The sequence below is a fragment of the Marinobacter manganoxydans MnI7-9 genome, assembly GCF_000235625.1.
Lineage (GTDB): Bacteria > Pseudomonadota > Gammaproteobacteria > Pseudomonadales > Oleiphilaceae > Marinobacter > Marinobacter manganoxydans.
The window spans coordinates 1-16,092 of sequence record NZ_AGTR01000034.1; the positions used below are offsets into that span (position 1 = coordinate 1).

Annotated in this window: 13 protein-coding genes; 6 read left to right on the forward strand and 7 right to left on the reverse strand. The window is 56.0% G+C overall.

Features of this window, described 5'->3' with window-relative positions; all coding sequences use genetic code 11:
- Window positions 1–39 precede the first annotated feature (39 nt).
- The 5 genes from gyrB to dnaA form a co-directional block, all read right to left on the reverse strand.
- Complete coding sequence (gyrB, locus tag KYE_RS08935) at window positions 40–2,454, reverse strand: DNA topoisomerase (ATP-hydrolyzing) subunit B (protein WP_008172535.1); 2,415 nt, start codon at window positions 2,452–2,454, stop codon at window positions 40–42.
- Between the two features lie 55 nt (window positions 2,455–2,509).
- Complete coding sequence (recF, locus tag KYE_RS08940; RefSeq protein ID WP_008172536.1) at window positions 2,510–3,637, reverse strand: DNA replication/repair protein RecF; 1,128 nt, start codon at window positions 3,635–3,637, stop codon at window positions 2,510–2,512.
- A gap of 128 nt (window positions 3,638–3,765) precedes the next feature.
- A complete protein-coding gene (locus KYE_RS08945; RefSeq protein WP_008172537.1) occupies window positions 3,766–5,037 on the reverse strand; it encodes an ABC1 kinase family protein in 1,272 nt (423 codons plus the stop codon).
- Window positions 5,038–5,052: 15 nt separating this feature from the next.
- Entirely contained in the window at window positions 5,053–6,156 is a 1,104-nt protein-coding gene (gene dnaN / locus KYE_RS08950; protein WP_008172539.1) for a DNA polymerase III subunit beta, read from the reverse strand.
- A gap of 55 nt (window positions 6,157–6,211) precedes the next feature.
- Window positions 6,212–7,654, reverse strand: a complete 1,443-nt coding sequence (dnaA, locus tag KYE_RS08955; protein ID WP_014578837.1) for a chromosomal replication initiator protein DnaA — start codon at window positions 7,652–7,654, stop codon at window positions 6,212–6,214.
- Between the two features lie 657 nt (window positions 7,655–8,311).
- Between dnaA and rpmH the strand changes: the two genes are divergently transcribed.
- The 5 genes from rpmH (at window position 8,312) to mnmE (ending at window position 12,322) form a co-directional block, all read left to right on the forward strand.
- Window positions 8,312–8,446, forward strand: coding sequence for a 50S ribosomal protein L34 (rpmH, locus tag KYE_RS21120; protein WP_008172542.1), 135 nt, complete (start codon window positions 8,312–8,314; stop codon window positions 8,444–8,446).
- A 14-nt stretch (window positions 8,447–8,460) separates the two neighbouring features.
- On the forward strand, window positions 8,461–8,868 hold the full coding sequence (rnpA, locus tag KYE_RS21125) for a ribonuclease P protein component (RefSeq protein ID WP_008172544.1): 408 nt from the start codon (window positions 8,461–8,463) through the stop codon (window positions 8,866–8,868).
- Entirely contained in the window at window positions 8,868–9,161 is a 294-nt protein-coding gene (yidD, locus tag KYE_RS08965; protein ID WP_008172546.1) for a membrane protein insertion efficiency factor YidD, read from the forward strand. Before rnpA ends, yidD begins: the two co-directional genes overlap by 1 nt.
- 4 nt (window positions 9,162–9,165) lie before the next feature.
- Window positions 9,166–10,881, forward strand: coding sequence for a membrane protein insertase YidC (gene yidC / locus KYE_RS08970; RefSeq protein ID WP_008172548.1), 1,716 nt, complete (start codon window positions 9,166–9,168; stop codon window positions 10,879–10,881).
- Window positions 10,882–10,951: 70 nt separating this feature from the next.
- A complete protein-coding gene (gene mnmE, locus KYE_RS08975) occupies window positions 10,952–12,322 on the forward strand; it encodes a tRNA uridine-5-carboxymethylaminomethyl(34) synthesis GTPase MnmE (protein WP_008172550.1) in 1,371 nt (456 codons plus the stop codon).
- A 2-nt stretch (window positions 12,323–12,324) separates the two neighbouring features.
- Here the strand turns inward: mnmE and thpD are convergent, their stop codons facing one another.
- Both thpD and KYE_RS08985 read right to left on the reverse strand, forming a co-directional pair.
- Window positions 12,325–13,260 carry an ectoine hydroxylase gene (gene thpD, locus KYE_RS08980; RefSeq protein WP_008172552.1) on the reverse strand — a complete coding sequence of 312 codons (936 nt, stop codon included), beginning with the start codon at window positions 13,258–13,260 and terminating at the stop codon, window positions 12,325–12,327.
- Window positions 13,261–13,425: 165 nt separating this feature from the next.
- Window positions 13,426–15,246: an acyl-CoA dehydrogenase C-terminal domain-containing protein gene (locus KYE_RS08985; protein WP_008172554.1), complete on the reverse strand. Its 1,821-nt coding sequence runs from the start codon at window positions 15,244–15,246 to the stop codon at window positions 13,426–13,428.
- A gap of 247 nt (window positions 15,247–15,493) precedes the next feature.
- Between KYE_RS08985 and KYE_RS08990 the strand changes: the two genes are divergently transcribed.
- Window positions 15,494–16,054 (forward strand): DUF3833 domain-containing protein, encoded by a 561-nt coding sequence (locus tag KYE_RS08990; RefSeq protein WP_008172557.1) that lies wholly within the window; start codon window positions 15,494–15,496, stop codon window positions 16,052–16,054.
- The last annotated feature ends 38 nt before the right edge of the window (window positions 16,055–16,092 follow it).

The following is a 16,092-nucleotide window of genomic DNA, read 5'->3' on the forward strand; positions in this document are numbered from 1 at the left end:
TCGCGCTTTTTTTTTTTGTGCCTTTTTGGACGGTTGTGATCAGACGTCCAGGTTGGTCACTTCCAGGGCATTGGTCTGAATGAAGTTACGACGCGGTTCGACATCGTCGCCCATCAGGGTTGTGAAGATCTGGTCTGCCGCAATGGCGTCTTCGATCGTCACTTTCATCATTCGGCGGGTCTCCGGATCCATGGTGGTTTCCCACAACTGCTCTGGATTCATCTCGCCAAGACCCTTATAGCGCTGGATATTCAGACCACGCTGGGCCTCTTTCATCAACCAGTCCAGGGCACCTTCGAACGACAGCACCGGCTGCTTACGCTCGCCACGTTGGATATAGGCGCCGTCTTCAATGAGGCCATCCAGGGTTTCACCCATGCGGGCGATCGCTGCGTACGAGGATGATTCAAAGAACTCATGGCTGAATACATGCTCGTAGGGAATGCCATGCACGTAGATGGTTACCTTCGGCAGGTACAGCGCCCGCTCGGTATCCTTGGTGACCGAGAAGGTGTATTTGGTACCGGTGCGGGTATCCAGGTCCAGGCCATCGCCGAGACGCGCAACCCAGCGAGCCACGGAAGCTTCTTCCTTCAGATGCTCAGGCTTGAGCGTGACGTTCTGGAGCATCTGCTCCAGCACCTTGGCCGGGTAGGCCCGGGACAGTCGCCCAATCATGTTCATGACCGCCTGGTAGTCCTTGACCATGGTTTCCAGAGCGGAATCCTTGATCGCCGGGGCTTCCGGGTTCACATAGAGCTGGGCACCTTCCAGAGCGGTCTGGGTGAGGTAAGCTTCCTTGGCCTTCTCGTCCTTCAGGTACTGCTCCTGCTTGCCACGCTTGACCTTGTAAAGCGGCGGCATGGCGATAAAGACATGGCCACGCTCGATGATTTCGCGCATCTGACGGAACAGGAAGGTCAGCAGCAGCGTCCGGATGTGGGAACCGTCCACGTCCGCATCGGTCATGATGATAATGGAGTGGTAACGCAGTTTATCGGGATTGAATTCTTCCCGGCCGATACCACAGCCCAGAGCCGTGATCAGGGTGCCCACTTCTGCAGAGGACAGCATCTTGTCAAAGCGGGCTTTTTCCACGTTCAGGATCTTACCTTTCAGCGGAAGGATTGCCTGGGTCTTGCGGTCACGGCCCTGTTTGGCGCTACCACCGGCCGAGTCACCCTCCACAATGTAAAGTTCGGAAAGGGCGGGGTCCTTCTCCTGGCAGTCCGCCAGTTTGCCGGGCAGACCAGCGATATCCAGGGCGCCTTTGCGGCGAGTCATGTCACGCGCCTTTCGAGCGGCTTCACGAGCCCTGGCGGCTTCCAGCATTTTGTTGACGATGAGCTTGGCTTCGTTCGGCTGCTCCTGCAGGTACTCCGCAAAACTCTGGTACAGCTCCTGCTCAACCGCAGTCTTCACCTCGGAGGAGACCAGCTTGTCCTTGGTCTGTGAGGAGAACTTCGGGTCCGGAACCTTAACGCTGATGATGGCAGTCAGGCCTTCCCGGGCATCGTCACCGGAGGTCGCAACTTTCGCCTTCTTGCCCAGACCTTCCTGCTCGATATAGTTATTGAGGGAACGGGTCAGGGCCGCCCGGAAGCCCGCCAGGTGTGTGCCGCCATCGCGCTGGGGGATGTTGTTGGTGAAGCAGTAGATGTTCTCCTGAAAAGCATCGTTCCACTGCATGGACACTTCCACCGCGATACCGTCTTCGCGCTCGCGATTAAAATGGAAAACGCGGTTGATCGGGGTCTTGTTGGAATTCAGATGCTCGACAAAGGCGCGCAAGCCACCTTCGTACTCGAAGACTTCTTCCTTGCCAGAGCGCTCGTCGGTCAGACGAATGCGCACGCCACTGTTCAGGAACGCGAGCTCACGCAGACGCTTGGCGAGAATGTCGTAGTGGAATTCAATGTGGGTAAAGGTTTCCGGCGAGGGAATGAAATGCACCTTGGTACCCGATGCGTCGGTCTCGCCGACGGCTGCCAGAGGTGCATTGGGAACACCGTGGGTGTAGGTCTGCTCGTAAACCTTGTTGTCTCTACGAATGGTCAGGGTGAGGGTAGAGGACAATGCGTTCACGACCGAGACGCCCACGCCGTGAAGACCGCCGGACACCTTGTAGGAGTTATCGTCGAACTTACCGCCGGCGTGCAGCACGGTCATGATAACTTCCGCAGCCGAAACGCCTTCCTCTTCGTGGAGGTCCACCGGGATGCCACGTCCGTTGTCTTTCACGGTTACCGATTCGTCCGGGTGGATAATCACACCAATCTCTGAGCAGTAGCCCGCAAGCGCTTCGTCGATGGAGTTATCCACCAATTCAAAAACCATGTGGTGCAGGCCAGTGCCATCATCGGTATCCCCGATGTACATGCCTGGCCGCTTTCGCACCGCATCCAGCCCTTTCAAGACTTTGATACTGGAGGAATTATAGTTCGATTCACTCATTCGGAAACTCCTGAAGCGTGATAGGCCGGAGCATTCTTTGCTCTTCGCACCGGTCTTATTCTTCCGTCAATTTGCCATGTTCCACGTGGAACAATCTGTAATCCGGTGCATTACCCTCGGGCCAGAGCTGATCCACCATAGGACGCTCAATCGACGTGATAAACACCTGACAACGTAATGCCTGTAACCTGATAGCCAGCATGGCGCGATGGCCCTCATCCAACTCGGCGTTAATATCGTCGAGCAAAAAGGTCACCTGCTTGCCCATGGCACTCAACACCATGCCTTGGGCAATCTTCATCAAAATCACCAGGGTTTTCTGCTGGCCCCGGGAGAACGTTTCGGCAACAGGCCTGCCCTGAAACTTCAACCGGATGTCTGCGCGATTCGGACCATACAATGTGTGCCCGACTTTTCGCTCCTGATCCCGATGGTCTACCAGTAATTCTGCCAGCGGCCGACTGACATCCCAGCCCGGGTAATACTCGAGCTTCAGACCTTCGGTCCAGGGTACCTCTACTTCCCGAACCAGCTTTTCAAAAGCCAACTTGAACCGGCCAAAGGTGCCGGCACGGGCCTCAGTAATGCGCTCACTCAGGGTAGCGTACTGATGATCCCAGACACGCAACAAAGCTTCGTCTAGTCTACCATTTCTTAGCGTTTGATTCCGCTGTGATGTCACTCTCTGGCATTGTTGCCAGAGAGATCCAAAGGAAGGTTCCACGTGGAACACTAACCAGTCCAGAAACTGACGCCGCTTGCCGGGTCCACCTGCCACCACATCAAAAACACCAGGATCGATCACAGATACCGGCAGATGCTTGGCAAGGGCAGAAAGACTCCTGACCGCCTCACCATCCACCCGTAACATCGTTTCCTTCTGACCCACATCCCGGGATATTCCCAGGCGATGCACCAGATCGGTCTCGCTGCCATGCCTGCGTGAGTCCAACCCATGATCGAGACCACCAAACACTGTCAGCCGTTGTTCGCCATGACTAACCACTGCCTGGTGTCTGTTCACCCGAAACGAACGGCCCAATCCCAGATAACCGATGGCTTCCAGCACGCTTGTTTTGCCGCTTCCATTTTCTCCGTAAAGCAGATTAAACGACGATGAAAAGCTGACCGGCGCCGACGACAGGTTGCGGAAGTTCTCAGTCTGGAATTTTACAAGCGCCATAGAAAAGCAGACTCGAAGGGGACGAGGGCAGGAAACAACACAAAACCCTTTAACGAAAAAGGCAGCGTTACCTTCCCGTCGGTAACGCTGCCCTAGTGTACAAAAGCCAATCGCTCAAGGCGACAGCCTCAGTGGAGCATGTTCAACCGTTCGTCCATGAACACATCCATTTCTGGTGCAAGGATGTGAACATAGCGATCGAAATACAGGAACTGTTTCAGTAGCAAAGCGAATTCCCTTGGAAAATGCAGGCCATGGCTTTCGCCGATCTTAACCATATCCATCAGGATATGATTAACATCGTCTTCTGCCTGCTCCGCCTCATAGGGAACCTCGTCGGGCACCATTCGGTCCATCTGCTGGTAGAGCCGTCTCAAATCGCTGGCCAGATCATCTACCCGAACCGTCTGGCGGGTAATACCGATGCGGATCATCGCGTCGGCCATTCCCTCGAAATTCCCAACCATAACGGCTGAAATAAAATCGCTCACCGCCTGCCAGGTATCCGGCTTGATACGACCAACAATTCCGAAGTCAATAAAACCAACCCGACCGTCCTTGAGAACCATCAGGTTGCCGGCGTGCACATCCGCGTGGAAAAACTCACATTGGGTCAAACTGGAAAACCAGGTGTTCATGGCGGTGATCAGGGTACGCTCCGGATCACGGGCGTAACCGCGGATACTTTCCAGATCGGTCAGGGACACACCGTGGAACCGCTCCATGGTCAGGATCCGCCGGGTGCTGCAGTGTTCGAACACCCTCGGTACTGCCGCATCTTCATTATGGGTATCGTGCAGAAACTCCCGGAACACCTTCAGGTTGCTCGCTTCCTTGATGAAATCGCACTCTTCCATCATGGTCCGCTGGATTTCCTCGACGATACCGGACATGGAGGTCCAGGACAGTTTTGGCGCCAGAATTTCCAGAATACGGGCAGACAGGTACAGGAAGTTAAGATCGGTTAAGAGAATGTTTTCCACACCCGGCTTCTGAACCTTGATCACCACTTCTTCACCGGAGACCAGACGCGCGGCGTGAACCTGGGCAATCGATGCCGACGCCAGGGCCACCGGATCGATTTCCGAATAGACTTCCTCCAGGGGCCGGCCAAGCTCTTCGCGGATAATTCTCTTGATCACACCAAAGGGCAGGTTGGGTGTTCTGTCCAGGCAGTGCTGGAACTCCTCCACATACTCCTTAGGGAAAAACGTCGGGGAGCTGGCAATGAACTGTCCCAGTTTGATGTAGGTTGCACCGAGGGATTCAAACGTCTGCCTCAGCAAGCGCGGCGTTGGAGGGCGATCCCCCCGAAGCCAGTTGATCCCGGTGCGCCCGAGTACCGACACAGTCTGGCCAATCCTGAAGGCGCCTTTGATTCCATTCGTTACGGTACTCATCAATCTCATCTCCTCCTACAGCCTCATGGGCATGACAACATAGAGGCAACGGTTATCGTTTTGCGCCTCTATCAACGCACTGCTGTTCGGATTCGACAGGGTTATTTTTACCTGGTCCTCATCCAGCGCGTTCATGACATCCACCAGATAGCCTACATTAAAACCGATTTGCAGGGATTCGCCCTGATAGTCCACCGGCAGCGCGTCTTCGGCCTGTTCCTGATCCGGGTTGTTGGCAAATACCTGGAGTTCATTGGATGCCAGGTTCAGGCGCACGCCGCGGATGTTTTCGTGGGACAGGATGCCCGCCCGTTGCAGGGTGTTCTTCAAGGTGGCGCGGTCCGCCAGGACGATCTTGTCGCCCCCGCGCGGAATCACGCGATTGTAGTCGGGGAATTTGCCTTCAATCAGTTTCGAGGTGAAGGTATAAGACCCCACCGTCGCTCGCAGGTGGTTATCGCCAATAACCAGGGTCACCGGTGTTTCCACATCATCGAGCAACCGGGCCAGTTCCAGTACCCCTTTGCGCGGAACAATAACCTGACGCAGCTCCGGGCAGTTGGTGGCCAGTTCCAGATGTGCCATGGCCAATCGATGGCCGTCGGTAGCTACCGTCCGCACATGGTCCTTGTCCACTTCCAGCAACAGTCCGTTCAGGTAATAGCGAACGTCCTGCTGAGCCATGGCGAACGCCGTGGCATCGAGCATCCGGCCGAGTTCTTTCTGGGGCAATTCCAGACGGAAGCTCTCGTCTTCGTCTTCCACGTTCGGAAAGTGCTCCGCCGGCAGGGTCGACAGGGTAAAGTGGCTGGCGCCACACCGCAGGTGCAACCGATCGCCTTCAAGCGACAGCTCCATCGGCGCCTCGTCCCCCAGGGCCCGGGAGATATCCGACAGCTTGCGGGCCGGAACGGTAATCCGGCCGGGCTGATCTACATGCACCGGTGTTACCCGCGCCACCAGTTCCACTTCCATATTGGTACCGGTCAGGGTCAGGGTATTGTCCTCGGCCACCAGCAAGACGTTGGAGAGCACGGGCATGGTCTGTTTCTTTTCCACCACGCCAGCAATGCTTTGCAGCGGGGTAAGCAGGGATTCACGGCTGATCGTCAGTTTCATGGCACTCAGCTTTCTTTATGTTGGAAGGGTGAATGTTGTTCGCCAACGCCCGGCATCAGGTGGTCAGCAGTCTCATAAAATTCTGATAATCCTCGCGGATGCCCGGATCAGTCTCCTGCAACTCCACGATTTTCTTGCACGCATGCAATACGGTGGTGTGGTCACGCCCGCCAAAGGCATCACCAATCTCCGGCAAGCTGTGATTGGTCAGCTCCTTCGACAACGCCATGGCGACCTGCCTTGGCCGGGTCACCGTTCGAGTCCGGCGCTTGGATAGCAGATCGGCCACCTTGATCTTGTAATATTCCGCCACCGTGCGCTGAATGTTGTCGATGCTCACCTGTTTCTCGTGCAGCGCCAACAGGTCTTTCAGGCTCTCCCGGATAAACGGCGGAGTGATTTCAGAGCCGGTGAAGTGAGCATTCGCTATCACCAGACGAAGCGCGCCTTCGAGCTCCCGAACGTTTGAACGAATCTTCTGGGCAATAAAAAAGGCCGCTTCGCTGCTAAGCTTAACATTGGCCTGATCGGCCTTTTTCATCAGAATGGCAACCCGCGTTTCCAGTTCCGGCGGCTCTACCATCACCGTCAGGCCCCAGCCAAACCGCGATTTGAGTCGCTCTTCCATATCCACAATTTCTTTCGGAAACCGATCGCAGGTAACGATTACCTGCTGCCCGCCTTCCAACAACGCATTAAAGGTATGGAAAAACTCTTCCTGGGAACGCTCCTTGCGGGCGAAGAACTGGATATCATCAATCAACAGCGCGTCCACTGAACGGTAATAGCGCTTGAACTCGTTGATGGCGTTAAGCTGCAATGCCTTCACCATATCGGCAACAAAACGCTCCGAACGGAGATAGGCCACCTTCGCCTTGGGGTTACGACGGACAATTTCGTTGCCGATCGCATGCATCAGGTGTGTTTTACCAAGACCAACCCCGCCGTACAAAAACAGAGGGTTGTAGGCGCCACCCGGGTTCTCGGCCACCTGCATGGATGCGGCACGGGCGAGCTGGTTGGATTTGCCTTCCACAAAGGTTTCGAAGGTGAACCCCTCGTTGAGGAAGCTCTGGTGTTTGATGTCACCTTCAACCTGAACCGGACGCCGCTGGGTGTCACTCTTCGGCCGCACGGATGGTGTGGATGCAACGGTAGCGGCCACGCCTTTTTCTTCTTCGGTTACCCGGCTGCCGGCCTCTTCCTGAACCTGACCGTTGACGCGGGCAGGTGCTTCCGACCGTTTGACCGGTTCGCCTTCACGGGGTGCGGAACCCACTTTCATATTGACCCGGGGCGCCTGCCCACCGTTCAGATCCTTGAGCACCTCTTCGATACGTCGCAGGTACTTTTCGTTTACCCAATCCATGACAAAACGGTTTGGGGCGAACAGCATCAGCTGCCCCTCCCGGTGATCGGACTGCAGGGGCCTGAGCCAGGTATTGAACTGTTGTGCGGGAAACTCGTCCCGGAGTACTTCAAGACATTGATGCCACATACTGTTTGGCACGACAGCCTGCTCCCGATAACCCTGAAATGTCTCTGAACGGACAAGGGACTTCCTGTCCTGTGAGATGACCCCGAATTCTAACCCGACCGGCCCTCCAGTGAAAGGGCTAAAGCCAGTTCATGAACAGCCTGTGGAAATTTATTTCTTTATATTTCAGTTTTTTACGAACTTACCTACAACCTTGTGTACAGAAAATTCCTACAATGAAAGTTACCCACAGCCCTGTGTGTACAGCCCGGGTTTAACCCTGTTAGGAACCACGGGATGCAACCGGGGATAACTTTGAACCTCGCTTCGAAAACGACTTACCCACATTTCACCCTGCCACCGTCCACAGATCTCAGGGTGCCTTATCAATACCCTTATAAACCGCCCAACAAACTGTTTTTCTGATATTTTCTTCGCTTATCCACAGAAACTTGCGGTACTAATAACAGTAATAATTAATCCTTAAAAGAATTCTAAAAAGACTTACTGAATTTATTAGCTGACCTGGCCGATTCCAAATTTCGGGCATGCGCACAACCCCCTAGCAATAAGCATTGAATTCCCACCGGTATTTGCATAGAATGCCGCTCCTGTTTTGGCTGTTCATTTTCCAGCCAGTTACTGAATTTCCAACTTACGAATTGTGAGATCATCACCATGAAAAGAACGTTTCAACCAAGCGTCCTGAAGCGTAAGCGCGTTCACGGTTTCCGTGCCCGTATGGCCACTGCCAACGGTCGCAAGGTTATTTCCCGTCGTCGTGCCAAGGGCCGCGCACGTCTGTCCGCGTAAGCTCTGATTGCCTCATGAAGGCTTTGAGTTTCCCGAAATCACATCGTCTCTTGCGACCTGCTGATTACGGCAAAGTCTTCAACGACGTGCAGCTGAAAGTTCCACACCGGAATTTTCTGATCCTGGCTACACCGAATAATCTCGGTCACGCCAGGATCGGTTTGATCTTCTCGAAGAAAAACCTGAAGCTTGCAGTCCAGAGAAACCGGGTAAAGCGCCAGGTCAGGGAAAGTTTCCGTCACCAGACGGACCTGCCCGGCCTGGATCTTGTGGTTCTGGGACGCCAGGGGCTGGTTTCCCTGGACAACCACTCGGTTCGGGCATCCATGGATGACCTCTGGCGACGTCTCAGGAAAAAGTACGCTCAATCTCAGCCATCCCGGGCAGCATCATCGGAATCTGCCAATCGAGGAACGGGTTAATGCGCAAGCTTCTGCTTCTGCCCATCCGCTTCTACCAGTATGCAATCAGCCCGCTGATGGCCAGTCACTGCCGCCACTACCCCACCTGCTCACAATACGCCGTTGAAGCCATTAACCACCATGGCGCGCTTAAAGGATTATTTCTCGCAATCCGGCGTCTGTTAAGGTGTCATCCCTGGGCGGAAGGCGGTTATGATCCTGTACCGGGAACGGCAGAACCCCGGGCTCCGGAAACCGCAACAGCCTGCGTACACGCTGATCACTCCCATACAACAACCCAGACCAGACAGTAACTCTATGGATATTCAACGCATCGTATTATTTGCCGGCCTGGCTATTGTCAGTTATCTGATGGTGCTTGCCTGGAATGAGGACTACCATCAGCCGCCCGAGACGGCTCAGGTCGCTGAATCCCAGCCTTCGCAAACCGCTGGCAACATGGGCAATTCCGACAATATGGTGCTTCCGGAGGACAGCTCCGCTCAGGTTGATGGTCATGGCGAGTTCACCACTCCGGAGACTGGTCAGGCTGTCATCAGCTCAACCGAAACCACCACCGCGGTCAGCGATCAATTCATCACAGTTCGCACCGATGTCTACGATCTGCAGATCGATCGGGTCAGCGGTAACCTGGTAAAAGCACGGCTGCTTGATTACGACGATACCCTGAACAGCGAAAAGCCGTTGACGCTCCTGAACAACACGCAGAATCGCCTGTACGTTCTCGAAAGTGGGCTGATTGGTCGTGATGGCCCGGATAGTCGCAAAAACGGTTCGGCTCCGGTCTACAGTGCTGACGCTGCAAGCTATGAACTGGCGGAAGGCGACAACCAGCTTCAGGTAGATCTGACTTACACCTCTGATAATGGCGTCCAGATCACCAAGCGTTATGAATTTGAACGCAACAGCTACGAAATTGGCGTCAAATATCTGGTTGAAAACCAGTCGAGTGAAGAATGGCAGGCCAATTTCACCGGCAAGATCGTCCGGGATCAGTCCCCGGACCCGACCTCCCAGACCAGCATGGGTATCCAGGCCTTCCTGGGTCTGGTCATCAGCTCCCCGGAAGATCCCTACGAGAAGTTTGATTTCGGAGACCTCCAGGAAAACCAGATCAATCAGTCGGTTACCAACGGCTGGCTGGCCTTCCTGCAGCACTACTTCCTGTCGGCATGGGTACCGGAGCGCGATATTCCCGCCCAGTACCAGACCACGCGCCGTGGCCCGAACTATGTAATGGGCTTTGTTTATCCGGCTACCAGTGTGGCGCCGGGCGAAACCGCAGAGATCGGTGCCCGGGCCTACGTTGGGCCGAAGATCATTGAACGCCTTGAAGGCATGGCTCCGAACCTCGACCGTACCGTTGATTTCGGCTGGTTGTTCTTCATTTCGCTGCCGCTGTTCATCATTCTGGACTGGTTCCATAGCCTGGTTGGCAACTGGGGCGTGTCCATCATCCTGCTGACGGTTCTGGTCAAGGCGGTGTTTTTCCATCTGTCCGCTACCAGCTACAAGTCCATGGCCAAGATGCGGGCCGTTGCGCCTCAGCTGACCCGGCTGAAAGAACTGTACGGAGACGACCGGCAGCGCATGTCCCAGGAAATGATGGCGTTGTACAAGCGGGAGAAGATCAATCCGCTGGGTGGCTGTCTGCCCATACTGGTGCAGATGCCGGTGTTCATCTCCCTGTACTGGGTTCTGTTCGAGAGTGTTCAGCTTCGCCACGCGCCATTCATGCTGTGGATTCAGGATCTGTCGGTCATGGACCCGTACTTCATCCTGCCGATTCTGATGGGTGCCAGCATGTTCCTGCAGATGAGTCTGAACCCGACGCCACCGGATCCGATGCAGGCCAAGATCATGAAGATGATGCCGTTGATCTTTACGGTCTTCTTCCTGTGGTTCCCGGCAGGTCTGGTTCTGTACTGGCTGGTGAACAATATTCTGTCCATTGCCCAGCAGTGGTACATTACCCGCAAGATCGAAGCAGAAATGGCCGGCAAGAAGCACTGACCGGTGCCCGAACCGACCCGGCAAAGGCTCCTGTATGGAGCCTTTGTTGTTTTCAGCCTGTGGAAAAAGCATGAGCCAGATTTCTGACACCATCGCAGCCATCGCCACCGCACCGGGACAGGCCGGAGTTGGCATTGTTCGTATCTCTGGGCCCAAGTCCCTCGCCATTGCAAAAAAGATGCTGGGGTTTGAGCCGAAACCGCGATATGCCCATTACGGCCCCTTCCATGACAGCCATGGCGAGTTAATAGACGAGGGCATCGGCCTGTTTTTCCCCAACCCCCACTCGTTTACCGGCGAAGATGTGTTCGAGCTTCAGGGGCACGGTGGTACGGTGATTCTCGATCTTCTGCTCCGTGAGGTGTGCAGCCAGGGTGCAAGGCTCGCCCGGCCCGGCGAGTTTTCCGAGCGGGCGTTTCTGAACGACAAACTGGACCTGGCCCAGGCCGAAGCGATTGCCGACCTGATTGAAAGCAGTTCGGAACAGGCGGCCCGCTGCGCGGTTCGTTCGATGCAGGGTGTGTTCTCCAGGCAGATCGAGGATCTGGTGGAGGCGGTCACTCATCTGCGGATCTACGTGGAGGCGGCGATCGATTTTCCCGAGGAGGAAATCGACTTCCTGGCCGACGGCAAGGTGGCCAGTGACCTTCAAAACCTCCTGGAGCGGCTCGGGAAAATCCTGGCCGAAGCCCAGCAGGGAACGATTCTTCGTGACGGCATGAAAGTGGTGATCGGCGGAAGGCCTAATGCCGGCAAGTCGAGTCTCCTCAATGCCCTGGCCGGTCGCGAAGCGGCCATTGTTACGGCGATTGAGGGCACAACCCGTGATGTCCTGCGGGAGCATATCCACATCGATGGGATGCCCCTGCACATTATCGATACTGCCGGCCTGCGGGACAGCCCGGACGAAGTGGAACAGATCGGTATTGCCCGGGCCTGGGAGGAAATCCGTCAGGCCGATCGCATTCTTCTGATGGTGGATGCGACTACCACCGATAAAACCAGTCCCCATGAAATCTGGCCGGATTTCATCGACCAGCTACCGGCCAACGCCCCGGTGACGGTGATACGGAATAAGGTGGACCTCTCTGGTGAAACGGTCGGTATCAGTGCCGAAGACCACCAGAGCGCGCCGGTGATCCGTTTGGCAGCAAAGTCTGCGGAAGGCCTGGAAATCCTCCGGGACCATCTCAAACAATGCATGGGGTTTGCCAGCACCACAGAAGGTGGTTTCCTCGCCCGGCGCCGCCATCTTGATGCCCTGGAGCGCGCCCAGGCCCTGCTGATCCAGGGCCAGAGCCAGCTGGAGGGTTTCGGTGCCGGCGAGCTTCTGGCTGAAGACCTTCGTGCCGCCCAGGATAGCCTGGGCGAGATCACCGGGCATCTGACGCCTGATGAGTTACTGGGCAAGATCTTTAGCAGCTTCTGTATCGGTAAATAGCGCTAACCGGTCTTCCGGCGTTCCTCGGAGGTGACTGGCACCAATGCCTCAGTGCTGTTGCGGTTGCCCAGGAAATCCGGGCGCGGTTTGTTGCCGCAGAATGGGGCCTGGAGCTGGTTTTCCACACTGTTATAGACGAAAAACAGGTTGCTGCGCGGCCAGGGCGACATATTGGCATTGGAGGCGTGGAGCGTGTTGCACTCGAAGATGATCAGCGAGCCGGCAGGGCCGGTTGGCGCTTTGATACCGTAGTCATCCGCCATGGCTGCCAGGTCCCGATTGTTGGGAACACCAAGTTCCTGTTTTTTCAGCGACGACTGGTAGTTGTCCTCCGGTGTGCGGCCAACGCAGGGCACAAAGGTCTTGTGGGAACCGGGAATGAGCATCAGAGGGCCGTTGAAAGGCGTGTTGTCGGTGAGGGCGATGGAAAAGCTGACTGCCCGCATCCGTGGCATGCCGTCCTCGGAGTGCCAGGTCTCGAAATCGGAATGCCAGTCAAAACCCTTGCCGTGGAAACCGGGTTTGAAATTGATCCGGGACTGGTGGATGTAGGCTTCACTGCCCAGAAGCTGACGCACCATGGCCAGAATCCAGGGATCCCGGGTCAGCCGGTCGAATCGGTCCGACAGTTCGTGAATGCCAAAAATCGAGCGGATCTCCTGCTTGCCGGGTTCAGTAATGGTGCCTTCCGAGCGCAGAATGCTTTCATCGTCCTCATAGCCCCGCAAATCCTCCCGGAACTGGCGCACCGTGGCCTGGTCGAGAAAACTGTCGAAGACCAGAAAACCGTCGCGCTCATACCGTGCCAGCTCAGTCTCACTCAGTGGTCCGTCGGAACGGTCCGAGCCGCTGCTGTGCACCACGGGATCCTGTCGTTCAAAGCTTTTGGTGGGGCGTTCCAGGCGGGTGGGATAAAAGTCGTCAGTACGAGTCTCCATATTCGAACCTCCTTACTTTTATTCGAGAGATCAGAACATTTCTATTTAATTCAGTGAGTTAATAACTCCGATGCGGAAATGCACCTGGTAGATGGGTTCAGGCGGACGTATTTCAAGGGCAAAAAAACCCGGGCCGAGGCCCGGGGATAAGGTGTACCGGATACCCTACCCGGTGAAGGCCAGATCTTCGGCGTCGAGCTGCATCAGGTTTTTGCTGGGGCTGAGCATGCTGGTGGCGTGGCTCTGGGCCCGGGGCAGCAAACGTTCAAAATAGAACTCGGTGGTGGCGAGCTTGGCCTGGTAAAAGCCGGTGGATTCCTCACCACCGTTAGCGAGTTTATCCACAGCCACCGCAGCCTGACGCAGCCAGATATAGGCCATGGTGACGTAGCCGCTATACATCAGGAAATCGTAGGATGCGGAACTCACCACATCGCGATCCTTGCGCGCCGCGAGCATGATACGGACGGTCAGCAGGTTCCATTGCCCGGTCAGCTTGAGCAGTTCCAGAGCCCAGGGCCGTAGCCGTTTATCGGTGAGATGCTTACGGGCAAAATTGGCAATGTTCAGGGTGAACTCGCGCACCGCGCCTCCCTGGGTCGTCAGCAATACTTTTCGTCCCAGCAGGTCCAGCGCCTGGATACCGGTGGTGCCCTCGTACAGGGTGGCGATGCGGGTATCCCGGACAATCTGTTCCATGCCGTGTTCGCGGATGTAACCGTGGCCGCCAAAAACCTGGACCCCCAGGTTGGCCGCTTCGCAGCCGAGTTCAGTGAGAAAGCCCTTCAGAATTGGCGTCAGGAAGCCGAGTTTGTCATCGTACTTTTCCGCCTTTTTATCGTCACCTTCGGTGAATCCCTCGACCATGTGATCGGCCAGCCGGGCCGAGTAATACAGCATGGCCCGACCGCCTTCGGCGATGGCCTTCTGGGTCAGTAACATCCGGCGCACATCAGCATGATGGATCAGGCTGTCGGCGACCTGGTCCGGCTCTTTCTTTCCTGAGAGTGCCCGCATGGAGCGCCGATCTTTTGCATAGGCCAACGCCCACTGATAAGACAGCTCCGCCGGCCCGACGCCCTGAATTGCAGTGCCGATGCGGGCGGTGTTCATGAAAGTGAACATGCAATTGAGCCCTTCATTCTCGGGACCAATGAGAAAACCGGTGGCGCCATCGAAATTCAGTACACAGGTTGCCGAGGCCTTGATGCCCATTTTCTTTTCCAGGCTGCCGCAGACGACACCGTTGCGCTCACCGACATCGCCGTTACTGTCGGGCAGGAACTTGGGTACGATAAAAAGGCTGATACCCCGGGTGCCCTTGGGGGCGTCGGGCAGACGGGCCAGTACAATGTGGACAATGTTCTCGGTCAGGTCGTGGTCGCCAGAGGAGATGAAGATCTTGGTTCCGGTAAGCCGGTAGCTGCCGTCGGCCTGGGGTTCGGCTTTGGTCTTTACCTGGCCCAGATCGGTGCCACACTGGGGTTCGGTCAGGCACATGGTGCCGGCCCAGCGGCCCTCCGTCAGTGGCGCAAGGTAGGTCTGTTTCTGGTCTTCCGTACCATGAAGGAAAATCGTGTTCATGGCCCCCAGGGACAGCCCCGGATACATGGAGAAAGGCCAGTTGGCGGTACCCATCATTTCCTGTTTCAGCAGTCCCATGGACGCGGGAAGGCCCTGGCCGCCGTATTCCTCGGGCGCTGAGAGTCCCTGCCAGCCCCCCATGGCGTATTGCTGGTAGGCGTCCCGGTAACCGGCGGGTGTGGTGACTTCACCGTTGTCCAGTTTGCAGCCTTCTTCGTCGCCAGAGAGGTAAAGTGGGCTCAGCACCTCTTCACAAAACTTTCCGCATTCGCCGAGTATCGCGTCCACGATATCGGGCGTGGCGTTTTCACCGCTGGTCAGGGTGGCGTAATGACCCGGGTAATCGAACACCTCGTTCAGCAGGAATTTCATGTCGCGCAGGGGTGCTTTGTAAACCGGCATAGCGGAATCCTCTGTGTCTTTCTCAACAATCTTGGGTGGGCAACCACCGTTCGTTGCCTTGTGTTTTACGCCAATACCCGGGCACTGCCATTGACGAAAAGCACCGGGCAGACTGTCAGAATGGACAATTGGCCGAGATGACGTAGCTGAGATCGTGGATTCCGGGTAATGATCGCTAAAGAGGGTTTCGGCGTATTTCCTTGCGCCGAGGACCCCCACATATTCCTGTTCAGAGAGTGTAAAAGTCATGCAAAGCCTGTTTACTGAGATATCGAAACGCCTGTCGACACCTATACTCTGGGTATTGTTTTCGGCACTGCTGCTCAGTGGCTGTGCCAGTCCCTCGCTCGAGGACTACGCCGACCGCACGCCAGAGCTGGTCCCTGAAGAGTTCTTTACCGGCGAACTTTCCGCCCGGGGGGTGGTCAAGAATTTTTCCGGTGAGGTGATTCGCACCTTTGATGCGGATATCAGCGCATCATGGGATGACGAGGGCGTAGGCACCCTGGATGAGGTGTTCCGTTTCGATGACGGCGAAGTGCAGACCCGCGTCTGGACCCTGACTCCCGCGGAAGACGGCTACCATGCTGACGCCGGTGACGTGGTTGAACCCGGAACCATGCGTTGGAGTGGCAATGCAATTCACATGAATTATGTGCTCCAGGTGGCCTATGGCGACGGTACCCTGGACGTACGCATGGATGACTGGATGTACCTGATTACGCCCGACACGTTGATCAATCAGACCACCATGAGCAAGTGGGGAATCGACGTGGGCGAGGTGGTTCTGGTCATCCAGAAAAAGTAACAGACGACTAACCTGACCCCGAAATACCTGGAAATCCT

What these genes read in the sequence shown, in the direction of transcription:
- gyrB (WP_008172535.1), bottom strand. Translation starts at nt 2,454, where the DNA reads ATGAGTGAATCGAACTATAATTCCTCCAGTATCAAAGTCTTGAAAGGG.
- recF (WP_008172536.1), bottom strand. Translation starts at nt 3,637, where the DNA reads ATGGCGCTTGTAAAATTCCAGACTGAGAACTTCCGCAACCTGTCGTCG.
- KYE_RS08945 (WP_008172537.1), bottom strand. Translation starts at nt 5,037, where the DNA reads ATGAGTACCGTAACGAATGGAATCAAAGGCGCCTTCAGGATTGGCCAG.
- dnaN (WP_008172539.1), bottom strand. Translation starts at nt 6,156, where the DNA reads ATGAAACTGACGATCAGCCGTGAATCCCTGCTTACCCCGCTGCAAAGC.
- dnaA (WP_014578837.1), bottom strand. Translation starts at nt 7,654, where the DNA reads ATGTGGCATCAATGTCTTGAAGTACTCCGGGACGAGTTTCCCGCACAA.
- rpmH (WP_008172542.1), top strand. Translation starts at nt 8,312, where the DNA reads ATGAAAAGAACGTTTCAACCAAGCGTCCTGAAGCGTAAGCGCGTTCAC.
- rnpA (WP_008172544.1), top strand. Translation starts at nt 8,461, where the DNA reads ATGAAGGCTTTGAGTTTCCCGAAATCACATCGTCTCTTGCGACCTGCT.
- yidD (WP_008172546.1), top strand. Translation starts at nt 8,868, where the DNA reads ATGCGCAAGCTTCTGCTTCTGCCCATCCGCTTCTACCAGTATGCAATC.
- yidC (WP_008172548.1), top strand. Translation starts at nt 9,166, where the DNA reads ATGGATATTCAACGCATCGTATTATTTGCCGGCCTGGCTATTGTCAGT.
- mnmE (WP_008172550.1), top strand. Translation starts at nt 10,952, where the DNA reads ATGAGCCAGATTTCTGACACCATCGCAGCCATCGCCACCGCACCGGGA.
- thpD (WP_008172552.1), bottom strand. Translation starts at nt 13,260, where the DNA reads ATGGAGACTCGTACTGACGACTTTTATCCCACCCGCCTGGAACGCCCC.
- KYE_RS08985 (WP_008172554.1), bottom strand. Translation starts at nt 15,246, where the DNA reads ATGCCGGTTTACAAAGCACCCCTGCGCGACATGAAATTCCTGCTGAAC.
- KYE_RS08990 (WP_008172557.1), top strand. Translation starts at nt 15,494, where the DNA reads ATGCAAAGCCTGTTTACTGAGATATCGAAACGCCTGTCGACACCTATA.